Here is a 16,374-nt window from a genome sequence, read left to right as displayed (position 1 = left end):
GATGAACCGATTCCGCCGCGTTCTGATTCGTTGGGAAAAGCTGGCGAAAACCTATCTTGCGTTTCTTCATTTGGCGTGCGCTGTTATTACCTGGCGTGCAATTGGCCTACTGGAATAGGCTCTTAGTCTGAATCGTTTGCCGCGGCAATGCCGCGCATCGGGTTTCGATAACACGCAAAAGGGGAACAGGCTGATGTCATACAAAGTCTTGCTGGTGCATCTCGACCGCGCGCCGCTTTTGGCAGGCGTGGTGGAACAGGCTGCCGATATCGCGGTGGCGCAGGGCGCGCACGTCATCGGCGTCGCAGCGCGCGCGGCCGAGCCGGACGTCCCGGCCGCGGAAGCGTTCTCGGTGTTTGCCGCGGCCATGCGCCGCGCCGGCGTGGCTTCCTTCGAGGAACGATTGATCGATGGCGATCCGGCATCCGGCATTGCCGCGGCATGTCTTTACGCCGACCTGGCGCTGCTCGGCCGGCGCGAGCGCGACGATCCGGGCGCGGATGCGCATGCCGCCTTCGTCGAGTTCGTGGCGATGAATTGCGGCTGCCCGGTGCTGATTGCAAACGCGGGGCCGCGCCACACGGGCATGCCGCGCCGGGCCCTCATTGCCTGGAACGGCAGCGCCCGCGCCGCCCGCGCGCTGCGCGCTGCGCTGCCGCTGCTCGCGCAGGCGCAGCAGGTGCATGTGGCGATGATCAATGCGCGCGACGATGCCCAGGAGGAAGCGGCGCTGCTCAGCTATCTCGGGCGGCACGGCATTCAGGCCGAGACTGTGCGGCTGACCGTTGATCTCGATGCCGGCCATGCGCTGCTGTCATTGGGATCGACGTTCAATTCCGATTTGCTGGTCATCGGCTTTCACGCGCATCCGCAGTTTGATGACGTCGTGCACCGCGGCGTGACGCGCACGCTGCTGCAGGAAGGCACGGTGGCAATGCTGATGTGCCGGTGATGGCTGGATTGCGGCATGCGAAGTTGGTAGGGTGGGCGCAGCCCACGCGGTTGTTCGATCACCGCGTGGGCTGCGCCCACCCTACGGGTTTGATACGGCTTTTCTCCTCAAGCCAGCACCCGCGCCAGCAGCGCCTCCATGCGCCGGTAATGGCTCCCCTTCCAGAAGATGCGGCCGCAGATGTCGCAGCCGCTGAATTCCGCGTAATGCGCGCGCACCAGCGGCGGCAGGCGCTCCTCGATCTGCGCCTTGTCCACCGGGTGCAGCGGCGCATTGCAATGCAGGCATAGCGAGAACGGCTGCGCATGGGCGGCCAGGCCGTAGCGCGCGACGATTTCCTCCATCTGCGCCTCCGTCGCCAGCGCGCGCAGGTAGCGGCCATAACGGATTTCACGCCGGATCAGCAGGTCGCGGTCGCGGGTCAGCACCACCCGGTCTTCACTGGCGGCGATGCGGGCGATCTCGGCATCGTGGAAGGCGTTGTCGTAGACGGTGTCGAAGCCGGCCATGCGCAACAGGCGCGCCAGGCCGCCGACATGGGCATCGGCAACAAAGCGCGGCGGCATGGCCGGCATGTCGCCGCCGGGATAGGCATCGATGCGGTCGCCTTCGCACAGCAGGCGTTCCAGTTCCGCATCCTCGCCATTGACATGCACCCGGCCGACTTCGGTATGCGGCGCGCCGAGCGCCTCGATCATGTGCTTGGCGCTCGCGGCGCGGGCGCAGGGCGCATCGAAATCGCGTTCGCGACGCGACGGCGGCAGGAAATCGTTGAGTTCGCCGTGGAAGCGAAAGCGGGCGGTGACCATCGGCGCAGTATGGCACGGCGCCATGGTGACTATGACCGCGCCCGTCAAACCTCAGGTGTCGAATGTCCGGGATGCCGCGTACCCCGCAGCAGCCGCAGCAGCGCAATGCTGTCCACCGGCTTGACGAAATGATGATCGAAACCGGCGGCGCGCGATTCGTCGCGGTCGCGCTCCTGGCCGTAGCCGGTCAGCGCGATCAGCATGGCGTCTTCCATGCCCGGCAGCGCGCGCAACCGGCGCGCCAGTTCATGGCCATCCATGCCCGGCAGGCCGATGTCGAGCAGGCAGACCTGCGGTGTTTCGCGCTGCGCGCGACGCAAGGCGGAAGTCGCGCCATGCTCGACCGCGACCCGGTGGCCGGCGCTTTCCAGCAGCAGTTCCAGCATCTGCGCCGCATCGGCATTGTCATCCACGACCAGGACAGACAGCGCTTGCCCGGACGCCTCGCTCGTCCCTGACGACGGTGACGCCGCCTCGCCCGGCGCCGCCAGGGACGCGTCCAGCGCCGGCAGGGTGATCGAAAAGCGGCTGCCGCGTCCCACGCCATCGCTGTGCGCCACCGCCCGGCCGCCATGCAGCTCGACCAGACTTTTCACCAGCGCCAGGCCCAGGCCGAGGCCGCCTTGCGAGCGGTCCGGCGATCGTTCGGCCTGGGTGAACAGGTCGAATACCCGTGGCAGCAGATCTGCTGCCATGCCGATGCCATTGTCGACAATCGACAGCGTGAACCAGCCGCGCTCGACCTGCACCGACAGCGCGATCTCGCCGCCTTCCGGGGTGTACTTGGCGGCATTGTTGAGCAGGTTGGCGACGATCTGCACCAGCCGGGTGGCATCGCCGCGCACCAGCAGCGGCTGCGGCGGCGCGGCGATGCGCAATTGGTGCCCTCGCGCTTCGATCAGCGAGCGGGTTTGTTCGCACGCCCCGGCCAGCACCGCGTGCAGGTCGACCTCGTTCCAGCAGAGGCTGATCTGCCCGCGGGTCACCCGCGAGACATCGAGCAGGTCATCCAGCAGGCTGGTCATGTGCGTGACCTGGCGCGCAATGATGTCGCTGGTGCGGCGCGTGCGCTCCGGCGACATGCTGGCATGCCGCAACAGCTCCGCCGCGGTGGCGATCGGCGCCAGCGGATTGCGCAATTCATGGGCGAGCATCGCCAGGAATTCATCCTTGCGCTGGTCCGCCTCGCGCAGCGCGATGCCGGCCTGGCGGCGCGCGGTGACGTCATAGCCGTCCACGAAAATGCCGCCGACCCGGCCATTGCCGTCGAACAGGGGCTGATAGACGAAGTCGAGGTAGCGCTCCTGCGTGGCGCCGGCCTCGGACTGCAGCACGACGCGGGCTTCGTTCGCATGGAACACTTCGCCGGATTGGTAGACATGGTCCAGCGCTTCGAAAAAGCCCTGGCCTTGCACCTCGGGCAAGGCTACGCGCACCGGCTTGCCGAGAATGTCGCGCCGGCCGACCAGGTTCAGATAGGCGGAGTTGGCCAGCTCGAACACATGATCGGGCCCGCGCAGCGCCGCCATGAAGCTCGGCGCCTGGGCGAACAGGGTGCGCAGGCGATCGCGTTCGGTGGCGGCCTGGCGCGTGAGCGCCTCTTCGGCGCGGGCGCGCTCGACCGCGTCCCAGGTGCGCTCGGCCACGTCGCCGGCCAGCGTGACATCTTCACCGCTCCAGTCGTGCGGACGCATCCGCGCGCAGCCCAGCACGGTCACCAGCCGGCCATCCTTGATCAGCGGCACCGCAAGCATGGCGCGTATGCCGATGCCGTGATAGCGCTCGGCATGCGGTGCGGTGCGCGGATCGACCAGCACATCGTTGACGACCACGCTGCGGCCCGCCTGCAGCTCCACGGCGATCTGCGCGCCCAGGCCTTCCATCGGCTGCACCTGCGGCGGCAGCGGGGCAAGCGCGCCGCCACTCCAGCTGTGGATCACCGCCAGCTCCCGTCCATTCGCCGATACCTCGCTGTAGCTGACGCGGTCGGCGTCGAGCCGTTCGCCCAAGAGCGCGGCCGCGGCATGAATGATCTCGCCCGCATCGCGCAGGCTCTTCAGTCGGTCCGACATCCGCAGACCGAACGCCTGGCGCCGCTCGGCCAGGACCATGCCGGTGGTTTCATTGAAGGCGCAAAACATGCCGGCCACGACGCCGGCTTCATCGCGCAGCGGCGAATACGAGAAGGTGACCCAGATGCGCTCCGGCTTGCCCCGGCTGGTCACGGTAAGCGGCAGATTTTCGAAATAGGTGGCGTCGCCGCGAAAGGCGCGCAGGATCAGCGGATGAATGTCGTTCCAGACTTCGGGCCAAACGGTGGCGAACGGACTGCCCATGGCGCGCGGATGACGCAGGCCCAACAGCGGAATGTAGCCGTCGTTGTACAGGCAGGTCAGGCGCTCGCCCCAGATCAGGAACATCGGGAACTTGGAATTGAGCATCATTCCGACCAAGCTTTTCAGCGACTGCGGCCAGGCGCTCGGCGGACCGAGCGGACAATCGATCCAGTCGCGCGTGCGCATCAGTGCGCCGGTTTCGCCGCCGCCTTGTAGGAATTGCAGATGGGACCAGTCCGTTGCCTTCATTGTGTGCGCTTTCGGGGCGGCAAGCGGCTATTGGCGCGATGGCCAGCCAGGAAACTCGATGCCCGCAAGCGGCCATTGTACTTGTATTAAGAAGCTGAATCGTCAGTCTCTGGTGCCTCTCCCGCCGGGAATCAGGCAATGCCCGCATCGCGCCAGCGGACTATCGTGCGGTACGACTCGTTTCCGATGGGGCTGCAGTATGCGTGCGAATGCGGGGAGTTGATGAGCGTTCGGCACATGTTGGCCATGGTGCTGAGCAGTAAACGGCCAGACATGGCATAGTTGCGCTTTTTCACGCACAAGGAATTCCATGACCCGCGCAGACAGCGACGACACCGGCCTGTCGAACACCGATCGTCTTTTCCGGTCTGCCGCCTTTACCGATGCCTTACAGGCGCTGCCGGGCATCCGCGTCTCGGACGGCGCAGCGGGATCCGCCTTCATCGGCGCGCAAGGCGCGCAACTGCTGTCGTGGCAAAGCGGCGACGGCCGTGAACGGCTGTACCTGTCGCCGACGACCGGCGGCGCCACCATCCATGACGACGCCGGTGGCGAAGCGGCCGCGATCCGTGGCGGCATCCCGGTCTGCTTCCCGCAGTTTTCCGATCGCGGCGAACTCGTCAAGCACGGCTTCGCCCGCAACCAGCCATGGCGGCTGGCCGCGCGCCATCGGCATGGCGCCACGCTGGCGCTGGCCAGCGACACCATCACCGCGCGTCATTGGCCGCATGCCTTTCATGCTGAGCTGCGCGTAGCCTTGGCGCCGGGCGCGCTGCGCGTGACGCTGGCGGTGGTCAACACCGGCAATGTGCCGTGGTCGTTCACCGCGGCGCTGCATACCTATCTGCGCGTGGAGGACATCCATGCCACGCGCCTCCTCGGCCTGGACGGCGTGCGCTACCAGGACGCGACCGACGCCTGCATCGTCAAGACGCAGGACGAGGCGGCGCTGTCGATTCCGGGCGAAGTCGATCGCGTCTATCTGGAGCCGCCGGCCGAATTGCTGCTGGAGGAAGACGGCCAGCCGGCATTGCGCATCCTGCAGCACGGCTTTGCCGACACCGTGGTCTGGAATCCTGGCCCCGAGAAGGCGCGCGCGCTGCGCGACATGCCCGATGAGGACTGGCTGCGCATGCTGTGCGTGGAAGCCGCCTGCGCGGCAGCGCCGGTATCGCTCGCGCCCGGTGAATGCTGGGAAGGCGGGCAAACGCTGATGCTGGCTTCATAAACCCGGTTCGGCTTGCAAGCCGAACACGTTCCAGCTTGAAGTCGCGGCAGGCGGCACCCATCTGCGCTTGACCGCATTCAACTCTCTGCACACGCATGTTTTCCCGCATCCCTCTGCTGCCCTGGCTTTCCCTGCTGCTGCACGCCTATGTCGCGCTGCGGCTCGCGCCCGAGCTGTTTTCCTGGCCGCCGCTCGCAGTGATGCTGCTGCTGTCGCTGGCGGTCTCGGCCTGGCTGATGCCGCTGGGCATCGGCTTCGGCGCGCGCCTGGCTGGCGCCTCGCGCGGCGCCAGCGGCATCGCCATCTGGCTGGGCTGGGCCGGGCTGGGCATGTTTTCCACGTTGCTGGTGCTGACCTTCGGCCGCGATGTGCTGCTGGCGCTAGCGTATGCGCTGCGGCTGGCATTGCCCGGCCGCATCGACATGCCGGCGCTGGCGCACTGGAGCGCGCTGGTGGTGTTCGCTCTCGGTTACCTGATTACGCTGATCGGCTATGGCAATGCGCGCCGCACCGCGGCCATCGTGCGCGTCGATGTACCGATCGCCGGCTTGCCGCCGGAACTTGCGGGATTTTCGATTGCGCAGATCAGCGATATCCACGTCGGCCCGACGATACGTGAAGGCTATCTGCGCCGCATCGTCGATGCGGTGAACCGTCTCGAAGCGGACATGGTGGCCATCACCGGCGACCTGGTCGACGGCAGCGTGCAGGAACTTGCCGCGCATGTCGCGCCGCTGGCGCTGCTGCAGTCGCGTCACGGCAGCTTTTTCGTCACCGGCAACCACGAGTACTATTCCGGCGCCCATGCCTGGATCGCCGAGCTGAACAAGCTCGATATTCGCGTACTGATGAACGAACATGTCACGCTGCATCACGACAATGCCCTGGCAGTCGTGGCAGGTGTGGCCGACTACAGCGCCGGGCATTTCGATCCCGCGCACACCAGCGATCCGCAACGCGCGATCGCAGGGGCACCGCCAGCCGGCGTGCGCCTGTTGCTGGCGCACCAGCCGAGAAGCGTGTTCGCCGCGCTCGACGCCGGCTTCGACCTGCAGCTCTCCGGCCATACCCATGGCGGTCAATTCCTGCCCTGGACTTATTTCGTCCGGCTGCAGCAACCCTTTGTCGCCGGCCTGCATCGGCTGCGCGACACCTGGATCTACATCAGCCGCGGCACCGGCTACTGGGGGCCGCCGAAACGCTTTGGCGCTCCTTCGGAAATCACGCTGATCCGGCTGGTGGCGGCATAGCGCAAACCTGAACTGGCGCAATGCCCAAGCGCTTGTCTCGAGCCTCAATGGACCGGTGGCAACCACCATGGCGCGGCGCAAATTCGATGCACTGCTGCTGGCGCACTCGCCGCGCCTGTTCCGATCATGATCCTGTCGAGCGCTGGCACACCGACGCGGTCGGATCGTCCTTGCAACGGTAATCGACGACCGCGCGAATCACATAAAAACCGACCAAGCCAGCCACGAGCAATACCACCATCAACTGGATGATCGTCAGTCCCTGCTGTTTTTTCAAAGCACTCTCCCGAAATGCCGCGCATGCGGCGAAATGCGGATGATACCGGGCAGGCGGGAATTTCCTGCGCATCGCCGTGCCGCAATGCCGGCGCCCATCCATGCGCGCGCCTGCCCGTCCACCGCAAACGCCGCCATCAATGAAAAAAGGCGGAGCCGAAGCTCCGCCTTTTCATGTCGCCGCGCGTGGCCGCGTCAATGCACCAGGTGCGTGAACGGCGGCACGTAGGCCTGCAGCGTCACCAGGATGCCGACCAGGCAGGCCAGCGCGATCGAGTGGAAGAACACGTAGCGCAGGATGTCGCCTTCGTGGCCGTACCATTTCGTCGCCGTCGATGCCACCACGATCGATTGCGCATCGATCATCTTGCCCATCACGCCGCCGGAAGAATTGGCCGCGGCCATCAGCAGCGGATTCAGGCCGAGCTGCTGCGCCGAGGTGCGCTGCAGGCCGCCGAACAGCACGTTGGAGGCGGTGTCGGAACCGGTCAGCGCCACGCCGAGCCAGCCGAGCAGGGTGCCGAAGAACGGATAGAACACACCGGTATGCGAGAACGCCAGGCCGAGCGTCGAATCGATGCCTGCATAGCGGGTGGTGTAACCCAGCGCCAGCATCGCGGCGATGGTGGTCAGCGAATAGCGCAGCAGCCACAGCGTGTCCAGGTACACCTTGATGATTTCGCCGAAACGGTAGCCCATCAGCAGCGCCGAAATCACGGCCGCGATCAGGATGCCGCTGCCAGTGGCCGACAGCCAGGACAGCGCGTACACCGCATGCTCGACGGTCGGCTTGGCCACGACCGGCGGCATCTTCTGGGTCAGGTCATGCAGGCCGAACCACTGGAATTTCGGCGCGGAGATCGCATCCAGCGCTTTCTTCACTTCCGGGATGCCCCAGACGAAGACCAGCACCGCCAGGATCAGCCAGGGCAGCCAGGCCTTCATCACTTCGGCATTGGTGTAGCTGTGCCGCTCCGAGCCGGCATTCGGCGCGTCGCCGCTACTGCCGGAGAACTTGCCGGCGGTCGAGGTCCAGATCTGCGCCGGCTTCCATACCTTCAGGAACAGCGTCAGGCAAACCATGGAAATCACGGCCGCGCCCACGTCCACCAGCCACGGGCCGTGGAAATTCGAGATCAGGTATTGCGGCACGGCGAAGGTCACGCCAGCGATCAGCACTGCCGGCCAGATCGCGATCATGCCGCGGAAGCCGCAGAAGGCCCAGATCAGCCAGAACGGCACGATCACCGAAAAGAATGGCAATTGGCGACCGACCATGCCGGAGAGCTGCAGCATGTCCAGGCCGGTCACGCCAGCCAGCGCGATGATCGGCGTGCCGAGCGCGCCGTACGCAACCGGCGCAGTATTGGCGATCAGCGACAGGCCGGATGCGGCCAGCGGCGCGAAGCCCAGGCCGATCAGCATCGCGCCGGTCACGGCTACCGGGGTGCCGAAACCGCCTGCGCCTTCGAAGAATGCGCCAAAGGAGAAAGCCACCAGCAGCAGTTGCAGGCGGCGATCCACGGTGATACCGGTGATGCTTTCCTGCATGATCTTGAAGTAGCCTCGGCGCTCGGTGAGCTGGTACAGGAAGATGACGTTCAGAATGATCCAGCCGATCGGCAGAAGGCCGTTGGCCGCACCAAACAATGCCGAGGAAAGCGCCGTCGTCGCCGGCATCGAGTAACCAAAGATTGCAACGGCCAGAGCGGAAGCCAGACCAAGCAGTGCGGCGATGTGCGCCTTGATATGGAAAAACGCCAGCGCTGCCAGCATAACAACGACCGGGATTGCGGCGACGAGCGTCGATATGACCGCATTTCCGAACGGGTCATACACCTGTGACCACATAATGTGTCTCCTTCTAATTGTTAAAAATGCAGCCGGCGATTTTCGCACGGGGATTTTCTTCTCCCGGTTGAAAACTTTTCATTCCCCTGGTGAAATTTATGGGGTCAATGATGCATTAATCGCACTGGAGAGCGAGTGAGGCTGCGCAAGCGTATGGAAGGGTCGGCCCGACTTTGGATGGAACACAACGCAGCGCCACGCCGGCAAAAACAACCGCAGTGAAGAAAGCGGGCGCGGAAGCGGCGGGCAAGGAAGACTGGTAATGGAAGACGTCGACGGGAGACGGTGGCGCGACGAAGGCCTGTCGCTCAGGCTCCGCGGCCGCGGAACAGGCGTGTCCACCAGCCGCGCCTGGACGGTGCTTCCTTGCGCGCCTGGGCAGTGGTCATGTCTACCGTGCGCTGGCTGTCCCTGTCCTGTTGCGCCTTGACGGGCGAGATGTATTCCAGAAGTTTCATCTGGCTTTGCATCACATTGATGATCTGGTCTTTCGCGCTCAGCTCAGCGCGCTGGGATTCCAGCTGCTGCCGCCGCGCGGTGGCTTCCAGTGCCAGCATCCGTTCGAGCAATTCGATGCGCTGCTGCGCACCCTTGAGTTCGGTTTCGAGAACGACGCGGCTTGTCTCCTCGCCTGTCTCGCCACCTCTGGCGCCGTTGTCGGCGCCGTCGAACTTGACGTTGCGCACTGCCTGTCCGATCGGATTCATTCTCAATGGGCCATACACCCGTTGCAACTCGGATGTATCGATGCCGGGCTTGCCTGTATCGAAGCTTGTCCACGAGAGCTTGCCGCTGTCCCGGTCGTTGTACAGGGTTTGACGCGTCTTGCCCACCAGCCTGGACGCTTCGGAAATCGATACCACCGCCATGTGCCACTCCTACTGAGAGGCCCGAAATTTCGCGCAAACCGCGTGCGGCGTCAAGGCTGTCTGTCCGGAAAACGGACAGTTTGACAACAGGAAACCCGCCGCGTAGACAGAAATTGACAGGACAAAAGCGCTTGCCCATTGCCGCTGTCCGCTTGTCATGCGGGCCGCAGCTTGTCCGCCAGTGGCGGATCGTTATAATCCGCAGATCATTTCAGCCAGGGTCAGGTCACGTGTCCGATCGCACCGCGGTATTGCCGCAATACCTTTTTCCGAAACAGGCGATGACCGCCTTCGCCGGCCTGGTCGCCAATGCGCGGCTCGGCGGCGTGACCACTTCAATCATCCGGCGTTTCGTTGAGCGTTATCGCGTCGACATGAGCGAAGCCGAGCAGCCGAACATCGCCAGCTACGCCACCTTCAACGACTTCTTCACGCGTGCGCTTCGTCCCGGCGCGCGGCCGCTTGCCGATACGGATTTCATTGCGCCGGTGGATGGCGCGATCAGCCAGTTCGGCCCGATCCGCCAGGACCAGATCTTCCAGGCCAAAGGGCACAGCTATTCCACGACCGCCCTGGTCGGCGGCGACCGTGCGCTCGCCGCGCAGTTCGAGAACGGCAGCTTTGCCACGCTCTACCTCAGTCCGCGCGATTACCACCGGGTGCACATGCCTTGCGACGGCCAGCTCACGCGCATGGTGTACATCCCCGGCGCGCTTTTCTCAGTGAACCCGACCACCGCGCGCGGTGTGCCGGGACTCTTTGCCCGCAACGAGCGCGTGGTCTGCGTCTTCGAGGGCGAGCACGGGCCGTTCGTGCTGACGCTGGTCGGCGCGACCATCGTCGGCAGCATGGCCACGGTCTGGCATGGCGTGGTGAATCCGCCGCGTACGAAAAGCCTGCGTGAATGGCGTTATCCGCCGGGGCAAGTCATGCTGAAGCGCGGCGAGGAAATGGGCCGCTTCCTGCTCGGCTCGACCGTGGTGCTGCTTTTCCCGCCCGGCACGCTGGATTTTCACCATGAATGGCAGGCCGCGCGCGGCTTGCGGCTGGGTGAGGCGATGGGCGCGCGTGCCGGAGTACGTGCCGCCTAGGCCGTGTTTGCGCGAACGCAGGTTGGGCTGACAAGCCAGCCCTTTCAAGGTCGCCGCCCGGTAACTGCTGCATTGGTTGTAATAGCACTACGCTGCAGGGGTGCAACGCTACGGTTAAGGTGCGGGACGTTCAAGCCTGCTGTTGCAGTTGCAGTTGCAGTTGCAGTTGCAGTTGCCGTTGCAGTTGCCGTTGCTTTTAATCCCGTTGATCGCGCCGTGGCGCCGGGCCCTGAAGCGGATAAGGTGCGGCGTCTGTCTGAGCGCAGCGCAGCGTAGCGAGTTTAGCCGCGCCCCGCTTCAGGGTTCGGCGCCACGGGAACCCCGCGCAGCGGGGCGCGATCTCCGGGTCGCCTTTTCTTGGTTACTTCTTTTGGCGAGCAAAAGAAGTGACCCGGCTGCCGGGCCGGGACCCGGCTAGTTCGCCAAGCGCGATGGCCATTTCGGGTCATCGGGCCTAGAAACTTCGATCGGGCGGGCCTTTCAATCCACGCCTCGATTACGCGACGACGACCAAGGCAAGAGCCCGCCCCATCAACGACATCACTCCGGTGACGCAATACGTTCAGCATCCCCTCGACCTAGCCGGGGTCCCGGCCCGGCAGCCGGCCTACTTCTTTTGCGCGCCAAAAGAAGTAGGCAAGAAAAGGCGCCCCGGAGATTGCGCCCCGCTGCGCGGGGTTCCCGTGCCGTCGATGCCCGGAGCGGGGCGCGGCTAAACTCGCTACGCTGCGCTTCGCTCAAACAGACGCCGCACCTTTTCCCGCTCCGGGCATCGCCGTCACGGCGCAATCAACGGGGTTAAAGGCAACTGCAAAGGCAACTGCAAAGGCAACTGCAAAGGCAACTGCAAAGGCAACTGCAAAGGCAACTGCAAAGGCAAAGGCACTGCAACTGCACCCTTATCTCGCCCTGCCAACCTGATGCGGACTACCGACGCCCTGAAAAACAATTCGACGTCACCTTGAAAGGGCTGTCTGACAAGCCCAACAGGACTTCGAATTCCCACGAACTTCGTCGTTGGGCTTCGTTCGTCGGCCCAACTTACGCTGACCTGCCCTCCCGCCGATACCGTAGCTCCACGAGCGGCGTGCCTGTCAGCGCCGTCTCCACTTTGCGCGTGCCATCCGCCTCGAAACCGATGCGCGCATAAGCGCTGCGCGCGCGGGCATTGTCGCGCAGCACCCAGAGCGTCAGCGTTTGCCAGCCGCGTTCTGGCGCCAGCGCGATCACGTCCTCGCACAGCAGGCGTCCGATTCCCTGCCTCCATGCGGATGGCAGCACATTGAGGGCGATGATTTCGCCGATGGAAGAATTGGCATCTGCATCGCGCGACGGGCCGCAGACGCAAAAGCCGGCGACCGTGCCGCTCTCGTCCTCCGCAACAGTGAAGACCTGCGGACCGCTCATCGACAGCGCGCGCCGCCAGCTTTCCAACCGGCGCGGATGATCCATGGCGTCAAGGAAGTCCTGGGGCATCAGCCCGGCATAGGCCGCACGCCAGGCGGCCACCTGTACTCCGACGATCGCCTCTGCATCTCCCGCCCCAGCGCGTCGCAGCCGCATTTAGCCCTCCCCCCGCGTTTCGCCAGGTAGCGGCAGCGCATCGTCCGGCGTGAACCCATACAGCGCCGCGTCGACCGGTCGTCCCTTCAGCATCAGCCGGTTTCGGCAAACGCCTTCGAAGCGCGCGCCGCTGCGCTCGGCCAGGCGCCGGCTCGGCAGGTTGTTCTCGGCGATCACGCATTCGATGCGGTTCAAGCCAAGGGCAGCGAAGCCATAGCGGCACAGCGCGACGATTGCGCGCAAACCCACGCCCTGGCGCTGCGCGCCTTCGCGCACCCAGTAACCGAGGTTGCAATAGTGGTGTTCGCGGCTGATTTCATTCAGCCCGGCGCTGCCGAGCAGCAGGCCGTTGTGCGTGAAGATGCCAAGGTCGTAAGCGCTGCCTTCGGCTTGCGCGCGCTCGCAGAAATCGAACCAGGCAAGCGCCTGATGCGGATCGTAATCCGCGGTGCACCAGTCCATCCAGCGGCCGACGGTGGACACGGATTCACGCACTGCGGCGACGAACTCGGGAATGTCCTGGGCGCGGAACGGACGCAGCCACAGGCCAAAGGCGGGCAGGGCATCGATGGTGGGCATCGTTGTTGGATGACGAAAGGGAAGCGGCCATTGTAGAGCGGTTTCCCCTGCCAAGAAAAAAGCCGGCGCAAGGCCGGCTTTCAAAACGAGGCGAACGCGGATCAGCTCGCGTGCGCCGCCTTCACTTCCAGGCGCCATGCATGCAGCAGCGGCTCGGTGTAGCCGGACGGCTGCTCCAGGCCCTTGAAGATCAGGTCGCGTGCGGCGCGGTAGGCGAAGGACGACTCGTAGTTCGGCGCCATCGGCTGATAGAACGGATCGTTGGCGTTCTGACCATCGACGACCTTGGCCATGCGCTGCAGGGTTTCATTCACCTGGTCGGCGTTGACGATGCCGTGCAGCATCCAGTTGGCGATGTGCTGGCTGGAGATGCGCAGCGTGGCACGGTCTTCCATCAGGCCGACGTTGTGAATGTCGGGCACCTTGGAGCAGCCGACGCCCTGGTCGACCCAGCGCACCACGTAGCCGAGTATGCCCTGGCAGTTGTTGTCCAGTTCCTGCTGGATCGCGTCCTTGTCCCAGTTCGCTTGCGCCACCACCGGGATCTGCAGCAGGTCGTCGCGCAGCTTGGCCAGCTCGGTCGGCGCATCGATCTTTTCCATTTCCTTCTGCACTTCGGCCACGTTGACCTTGTGGTAGTGCAGCGCGTGCAGCGTAGCCGCGGTCGGCGACGGCACCCAGGCGGTGTTGGCGCCAGCCTTCGGATGCACGATCTTCTGCTCGAGCATGGCCGCCATCATGTCCGGCATCGCCCACATGCCCTTGCCAATCTGGGCGCGGCCGCGCAGTCCGGCGGACAGGCCGACCAGCACATTGCTACGCTCGTAGGCGGTGAGCCAGGTCGAGGTCTTCATGTCGCCCTTGCGGAACACCGGGCCGGCGCGCATGGCGCTGTGGATCTCGTCGCCGGTGCGGTCCAGGAAGCCGGTGTTGATGAAGGCCACGCGCGCCGGCGCTTCGGCCAGGCAGGCGGCGAGGTTGACGCTGGTGCGGCGCTCTTCGTCCATGATGCCGAGCTTGACGGTGTTTTCCGGCAGGTTCAGCACTTTTTCAACGCGGGCGAACAGTTCATTGGCAAAGGCCACTTCGGCCGGGCCGTGCATCTTCGGCTTGACGATGTAGACCGAGCCGGTGCGCGAGTTGCCGATTTCCTGGCCGGCGCGGCGCTTCAGGTCGTGGATGGCGATGGCAACGGTGATCATCGCGTCCATGATGCCTTCGTGGATTTCCTTGCCGCCGTCGTACAGGATGGCCGGATTGGTCATCAGGTGGCCGACATTGCGCAGGAACAGCAGCGAACGGCCGTGCAGCGTGACCACGCCATCCTTCGCGTCGGTCGCGCCGACGCCGGCGGTGTAGCGGCGGTCCGGGTTCAGCATGCGGGTGAAGGTGCTGCTGCCCTTGCTGACGCTCTCGGTCAGCGTGGCCTGCAGGATGCCGAGCCAGTTGGCGTAGGCCAGGGTCTTGTCGGCGGCGTCAACGGCGGCGATCGAGTCTTCCAGGTCGAGGATGGTCGACAGCGCCGCTTCCAGCACCACGTCGGCCACGCCGGCGGCGTCACTCTTGCCGATCGGGGTGTTGCGGTCGACGATGATGTCGATGTGCAGGCCGTTGTTCTGCAGCAGGACCGAGCTCGGCGCGGCGGCATCGCCCTGGTAACCAACGAATTTCTTCTCATCGGCAAGGCCCGTGGCGGCGCCATCCTTCAGCGCCACGACCAGCTTGCCGCCTTCGACGCGGTAACCGGTGGCGTCGCGATGGCTGCCGGAGGCCAGCGGCGCGGCTTCATCGAGGAACTTGCGCGCGAATTCAATGACCTTCGCGCCGCGCGCCGGGTTGTAGCTTTCGCCATTCGGGCCGCGACGGGTGGCGCCGTCGGTCTCGGCGAGCGCGTCGGTGCCGTACAGCGCGTCGTACAGCGAGCCCCAGCGCGCATTCGCGGCATTGAGCGCATAGCGGGCGTTGAGGATGGGCACCACCAGCTGCGGGCCGGCCTGCAGCGCCAGTTCGGCGTCGACATTGGTGGTGGTGACCTTCACCTGCTGCGGCACCGGCTGCAGGTAGCCGACTGACTCCAGGAAGCCGCGATAGGCGGCGGTGTCGGTGATCGGGCCGGGGTTGGCGGCATGCCATTTGTCGAGCTCGGCCTGCAGGCGATCGCGCTCGGCGAGCAGCGCATCGTTCTTCGGGCCGAGGTCGTGGGCAATGGCATCGAAGCCGGACCAGAACTGTTCGCTGGACACGCCGGTGCCCGGCAGCACCTTGTCTTCGATGAAGCGGTACAGGGGCGTGGCGACCTGCAGCCGCTGGCAAGTGGTGCGCTCGATGGAGTTTTCAGTCGTCATGTCGAAACCTTGTCGTTATCAAATGTGAAGAGGGATCACTGCGAACCGGGGACAGCGGCTTCATTGCGTTGGCGCACGAAGTCGCGCAGGTCGGAAAGGCTCGTGCCCTCGCCGTGCGGTGTCACGCCCAGTTCTTCCAGCGGCGCGCCCGACCGGTTCACCCAGAAGGTCGGATAGCCATACCAGGCCGCGCCGCAGATATCCCAGCAGTTGCTGGAGACGAAAACTACGTCCTTGGCTGGTATGCCAAGAACGTCGGTGCCCAGCTGGTAAGCTTCCGGCGCCGTTTTGAACTTTCTGACCGGATCCACCGACAGCACATGGTGGAACACGTCTTTCATGCCGGCCGACTCGACCACGGCGTCCAGCATTTCCGGATTGCCGTTGGACAGAATCGCCAGCCGCATTCCCTTACCCTTCAGCTCGCGCAGCACTTCCAGGCTTTCCGGAAACGGCTGCAGCTTCGCGTACTGGCCCAGCATCATGTTCTGCGCTTCCAGCGTCAGCGGCAGGCCGAGCTTGCGACAGCAAAACACCAGCGCATCCTGCGTCACTTCCCAGAATGGCTTGTAGGTATTGGACAGCGTGCGCAGGCGGGTGTACTCGATCTGCTTGTCGCGCCACATTTCCGCCAGCGTTTTGCCTTGGCCGGGAAACAGCCGCTCCGCCAGAACGCCCATGGAATAGACGTCGAACAGCGTGCCGTAGGCGTCGAAGATGATGGCCCGCAGGGGCATGGGATTGCCTTTCGTCGAAACGATGCGCGCAAGTATAGGCAATCGATACTTTTATTGACGCCAGCTTTGGTCAATTGAGTTGTGAGTTTTACGCAAAGATGGCGCTTTTTTCGGGCTTGATTACAAACAAACGCGCATCAAACAGCCCGCGTCATTGACCTTGGCCAGTTTTTTGGAACGCAGAAGACGGCGGGGAGCCTCCATTCAAGTGTCTCCAAGCGAATGCTTCCCGACGCGAG

The 16,374-nt window shown here is 64.7% G+C and carries 13 protein-coding genes and 1 pseudogene; 5 read left to right on the top strand and 9 right to left on the bottom strand.

Annotated elements, in window-relative coordinates:
- Both JJB74_RS21710 and JJB74_RS21705 read left to right on the top strand, forming a co-directional pair.
- Positions 1-118 (top strand): annotated as a pseudogene (locus JJB74_RS21710) (IS5/IS1182 family transposase); the annotation flags it as partial.
- A 75-nt stretch (positions 119-193) separates the two neighbouring features.
- On the top strand, positions 194-952 hold the full coding sequence (locus JJB74_RS21705; RefSeq protein ID WP_200595364.1) for a universal stress protein: 759 nt from the start codon (positions 194-196) through the stop codon (positions 950-952).
- A gap of 107 nt (positions 953-1,059) precedes the next feature.
- Here JJB74_RS21705 and JJB74_RS21700 read toward each other — a convergent pair whose 3' ends face one another.
- Positions 1,060-1,761 carry a Mut7-C RNAse domain-containing protein gene (locus tag JJB74_RS21700; RefSeq protein WP_200595394.1) on the bottom strand — a complete coding sequence of 234 codons (702 nt, stop codon included), beginning with the start codon at positions 1,759-1,761 and terminating at the stop codon, positions 1,060-1,062.
- A 44-nt stretch (positions 1,762-1,805) separates the two neighbouring features.
- Positions 1,806-4,346, bottom strand: a complete 2,541-nt coding sequence (locus JJB74_RS21695) for an ATP-binding protein (protein WP_234484511.1) — start codon at positions 4,344-4,346, stop codon at positions 1,806-1,808.
- A gap of 310 nt (positions 4,347-4,656) precedes the next feature.
- Between JJB74_RS21695 and JJB74_RS21690 the strand changes: the two genes are divergently transcribed.
- Both JJB74_RS21690 and JJB74_RS21685 read left to right on the top strand, forming a co-directional pair.
- Positions 4,657-5,574: a D-hexose-6-phosphate mutarotase gene (locus JJB74_RS21690; RefSeq protein ID WP_200595362.1), complete on the top strand. Its 918-nt coding sequence runs from the start codon at positions 4,657-4,659 to the stop codon at positions 5,572-5,574.
- Between the two features lie 95 nt (positions 5,575-5,669).
- Positions 5,670-6,824 carry a metallophosphoesterase gene (locus JJB74_RS21685; protein ID WP_200595360.1) on the top strand — a complete coding sequence of 385 codons (1,155 nt, stop codon included), beginning with the start codon at positions 5,670-5,672 and terminating at the stop codon, positions 6,822-6,824.
- 124 nt (positions 6,825-6,948) lie between these two features.
- Here the strand turns inward: JJB74_RS21685 and JJB74_RS21680 are convergent, their stop codons facing one another.
- The 3 genes from JJB74_RS21680 to JJB74_RS21670 all read right to left on the bottom strand — a co-directional run bounded on the left by JJB74_RS21680 (position 6,949) and on the right by JJB74_RS21670 (position 9,820).
- Positions 6,949-7,203 carry a hypothetical protein gene (locus JJB74_RS21680; RefSeq protein ID WP_200595359.1) on the bottom strand — a complete coding sequence of 85 codons (255 nt, stop codon included), beginning with the start codon at positions 7,201-7,203 and terminating at the stop codon, positions 6,949-6,951.
- A 92-nt stretch (positions 7,204-7,295) separates the two neighbouring features.
- The gene (locus tag JJB74_RS21675; RefSeq protein WP_200595357.1) at positions 7,296-8,951 is read right to left on the bottom strand and encodes an L-lactate permease; all 1,656 of its coding nucleotides are present in this window, start codon (positions 8,949-8,951) and stop codon (positions 7,296-7,298) included.
- Positions 8,952-9,259: 308 nt separating this feature from the next.
- The gene (locus tag JJB74_RS21670; protein WP_200595356.1) at positions 9,260-9,820 is read right to left on the bottom strand and encodes a hypothetical protein; all 561 of its coding nucleotides are present in this window, start codon (positions 9,818-9,820) and stop codon (positions 9,260-9,262) included.
- A 230-nt stretch (positions 9,821-10,050) separates the two neighbouring features.
- On the opposite strand from JJB74_RS21670, the gene asd reads away from it, so the two are divergent.
- The gene (gene asd / locus JJB74_RS21665) at positions 10,051-10,911 is read left to right on the top strand and encodes an archaetidylserine decarboxylase (protein WP_200595354.1); all 861 of its coding nucleotides are present in this window, start codon (positions 10,051-10,053) and stop codon (positions 10,909-10,911) included.
- 1,041 nt (positions 10,912-11,952) lie between these two features.
- On the opposite strand, the gene JJB74_RS21660 is transcribed toward asd, so the two are convergent.
- From JJB74_RS21660 to JJB74_RS21645, 4 genes are all read right to left on the bottom strand, one after another.
- Positions 11,953-12,474, bottom strand: coding sequence for a GNAT family N-acetyltransferase (locus JJB74_RS21660; RefSeq protein ID WP_200595353.1), 522 nt, complete (start codon positions 12,472-12,474; stop codon positions 11,953-11,955).
- On the bottom strand, positions 12,475-13,053 hold the full coding sequence (locus JJB74_RS21655; protein WP_200595352.1) for a GNAT family N-acetyltransferase: 579 nt from the start codon (positions 13,051-13,053) through the stop codon (positions 12,475-12,477). It abuts the gene before it with no gap.
- A gap of 101 nt (positions 13,054-13,154) precedes the next feature.
- Entirely contained in the window at positions 13,155-15,398 is a 2,244-nt protein-coding gene (locus JJB74_RS21650) for a malate synthase G (RefSeq protein WP_200595350.1), read from the bottom strand.
- A 35-nt stretch (positions 15,399-15,433) separates the two neighbouring features.
- Positions 15,434-16,135, bottom strand: coding sequence for a haloacid dehalogenase type II (locus JJB74_RS21645; RefSeq protein ID WP_200595348.1), 702 nt, complete (start codon positions 16,133-16,135; stop codon positions 15,434-15,436).
- Positions 16,136-16,374: the final 239 nt, after the last annotated feature.

This window comes from Noviherbaspirillum pedocola, from assembly GCF_016632335.1.
GTDB classification, from domain to species: domain Bacteria; phylum Pseudomonadota; class Gammaproteobacteria; order Burkholderiales; family Burkholderiaceae_D; genus Noviherbaspirillum_A; species Noviherbaspirillum_A pedocola.
This window is presented reverse-complemented; position numbering and strand designations above follow the sequence as displayed.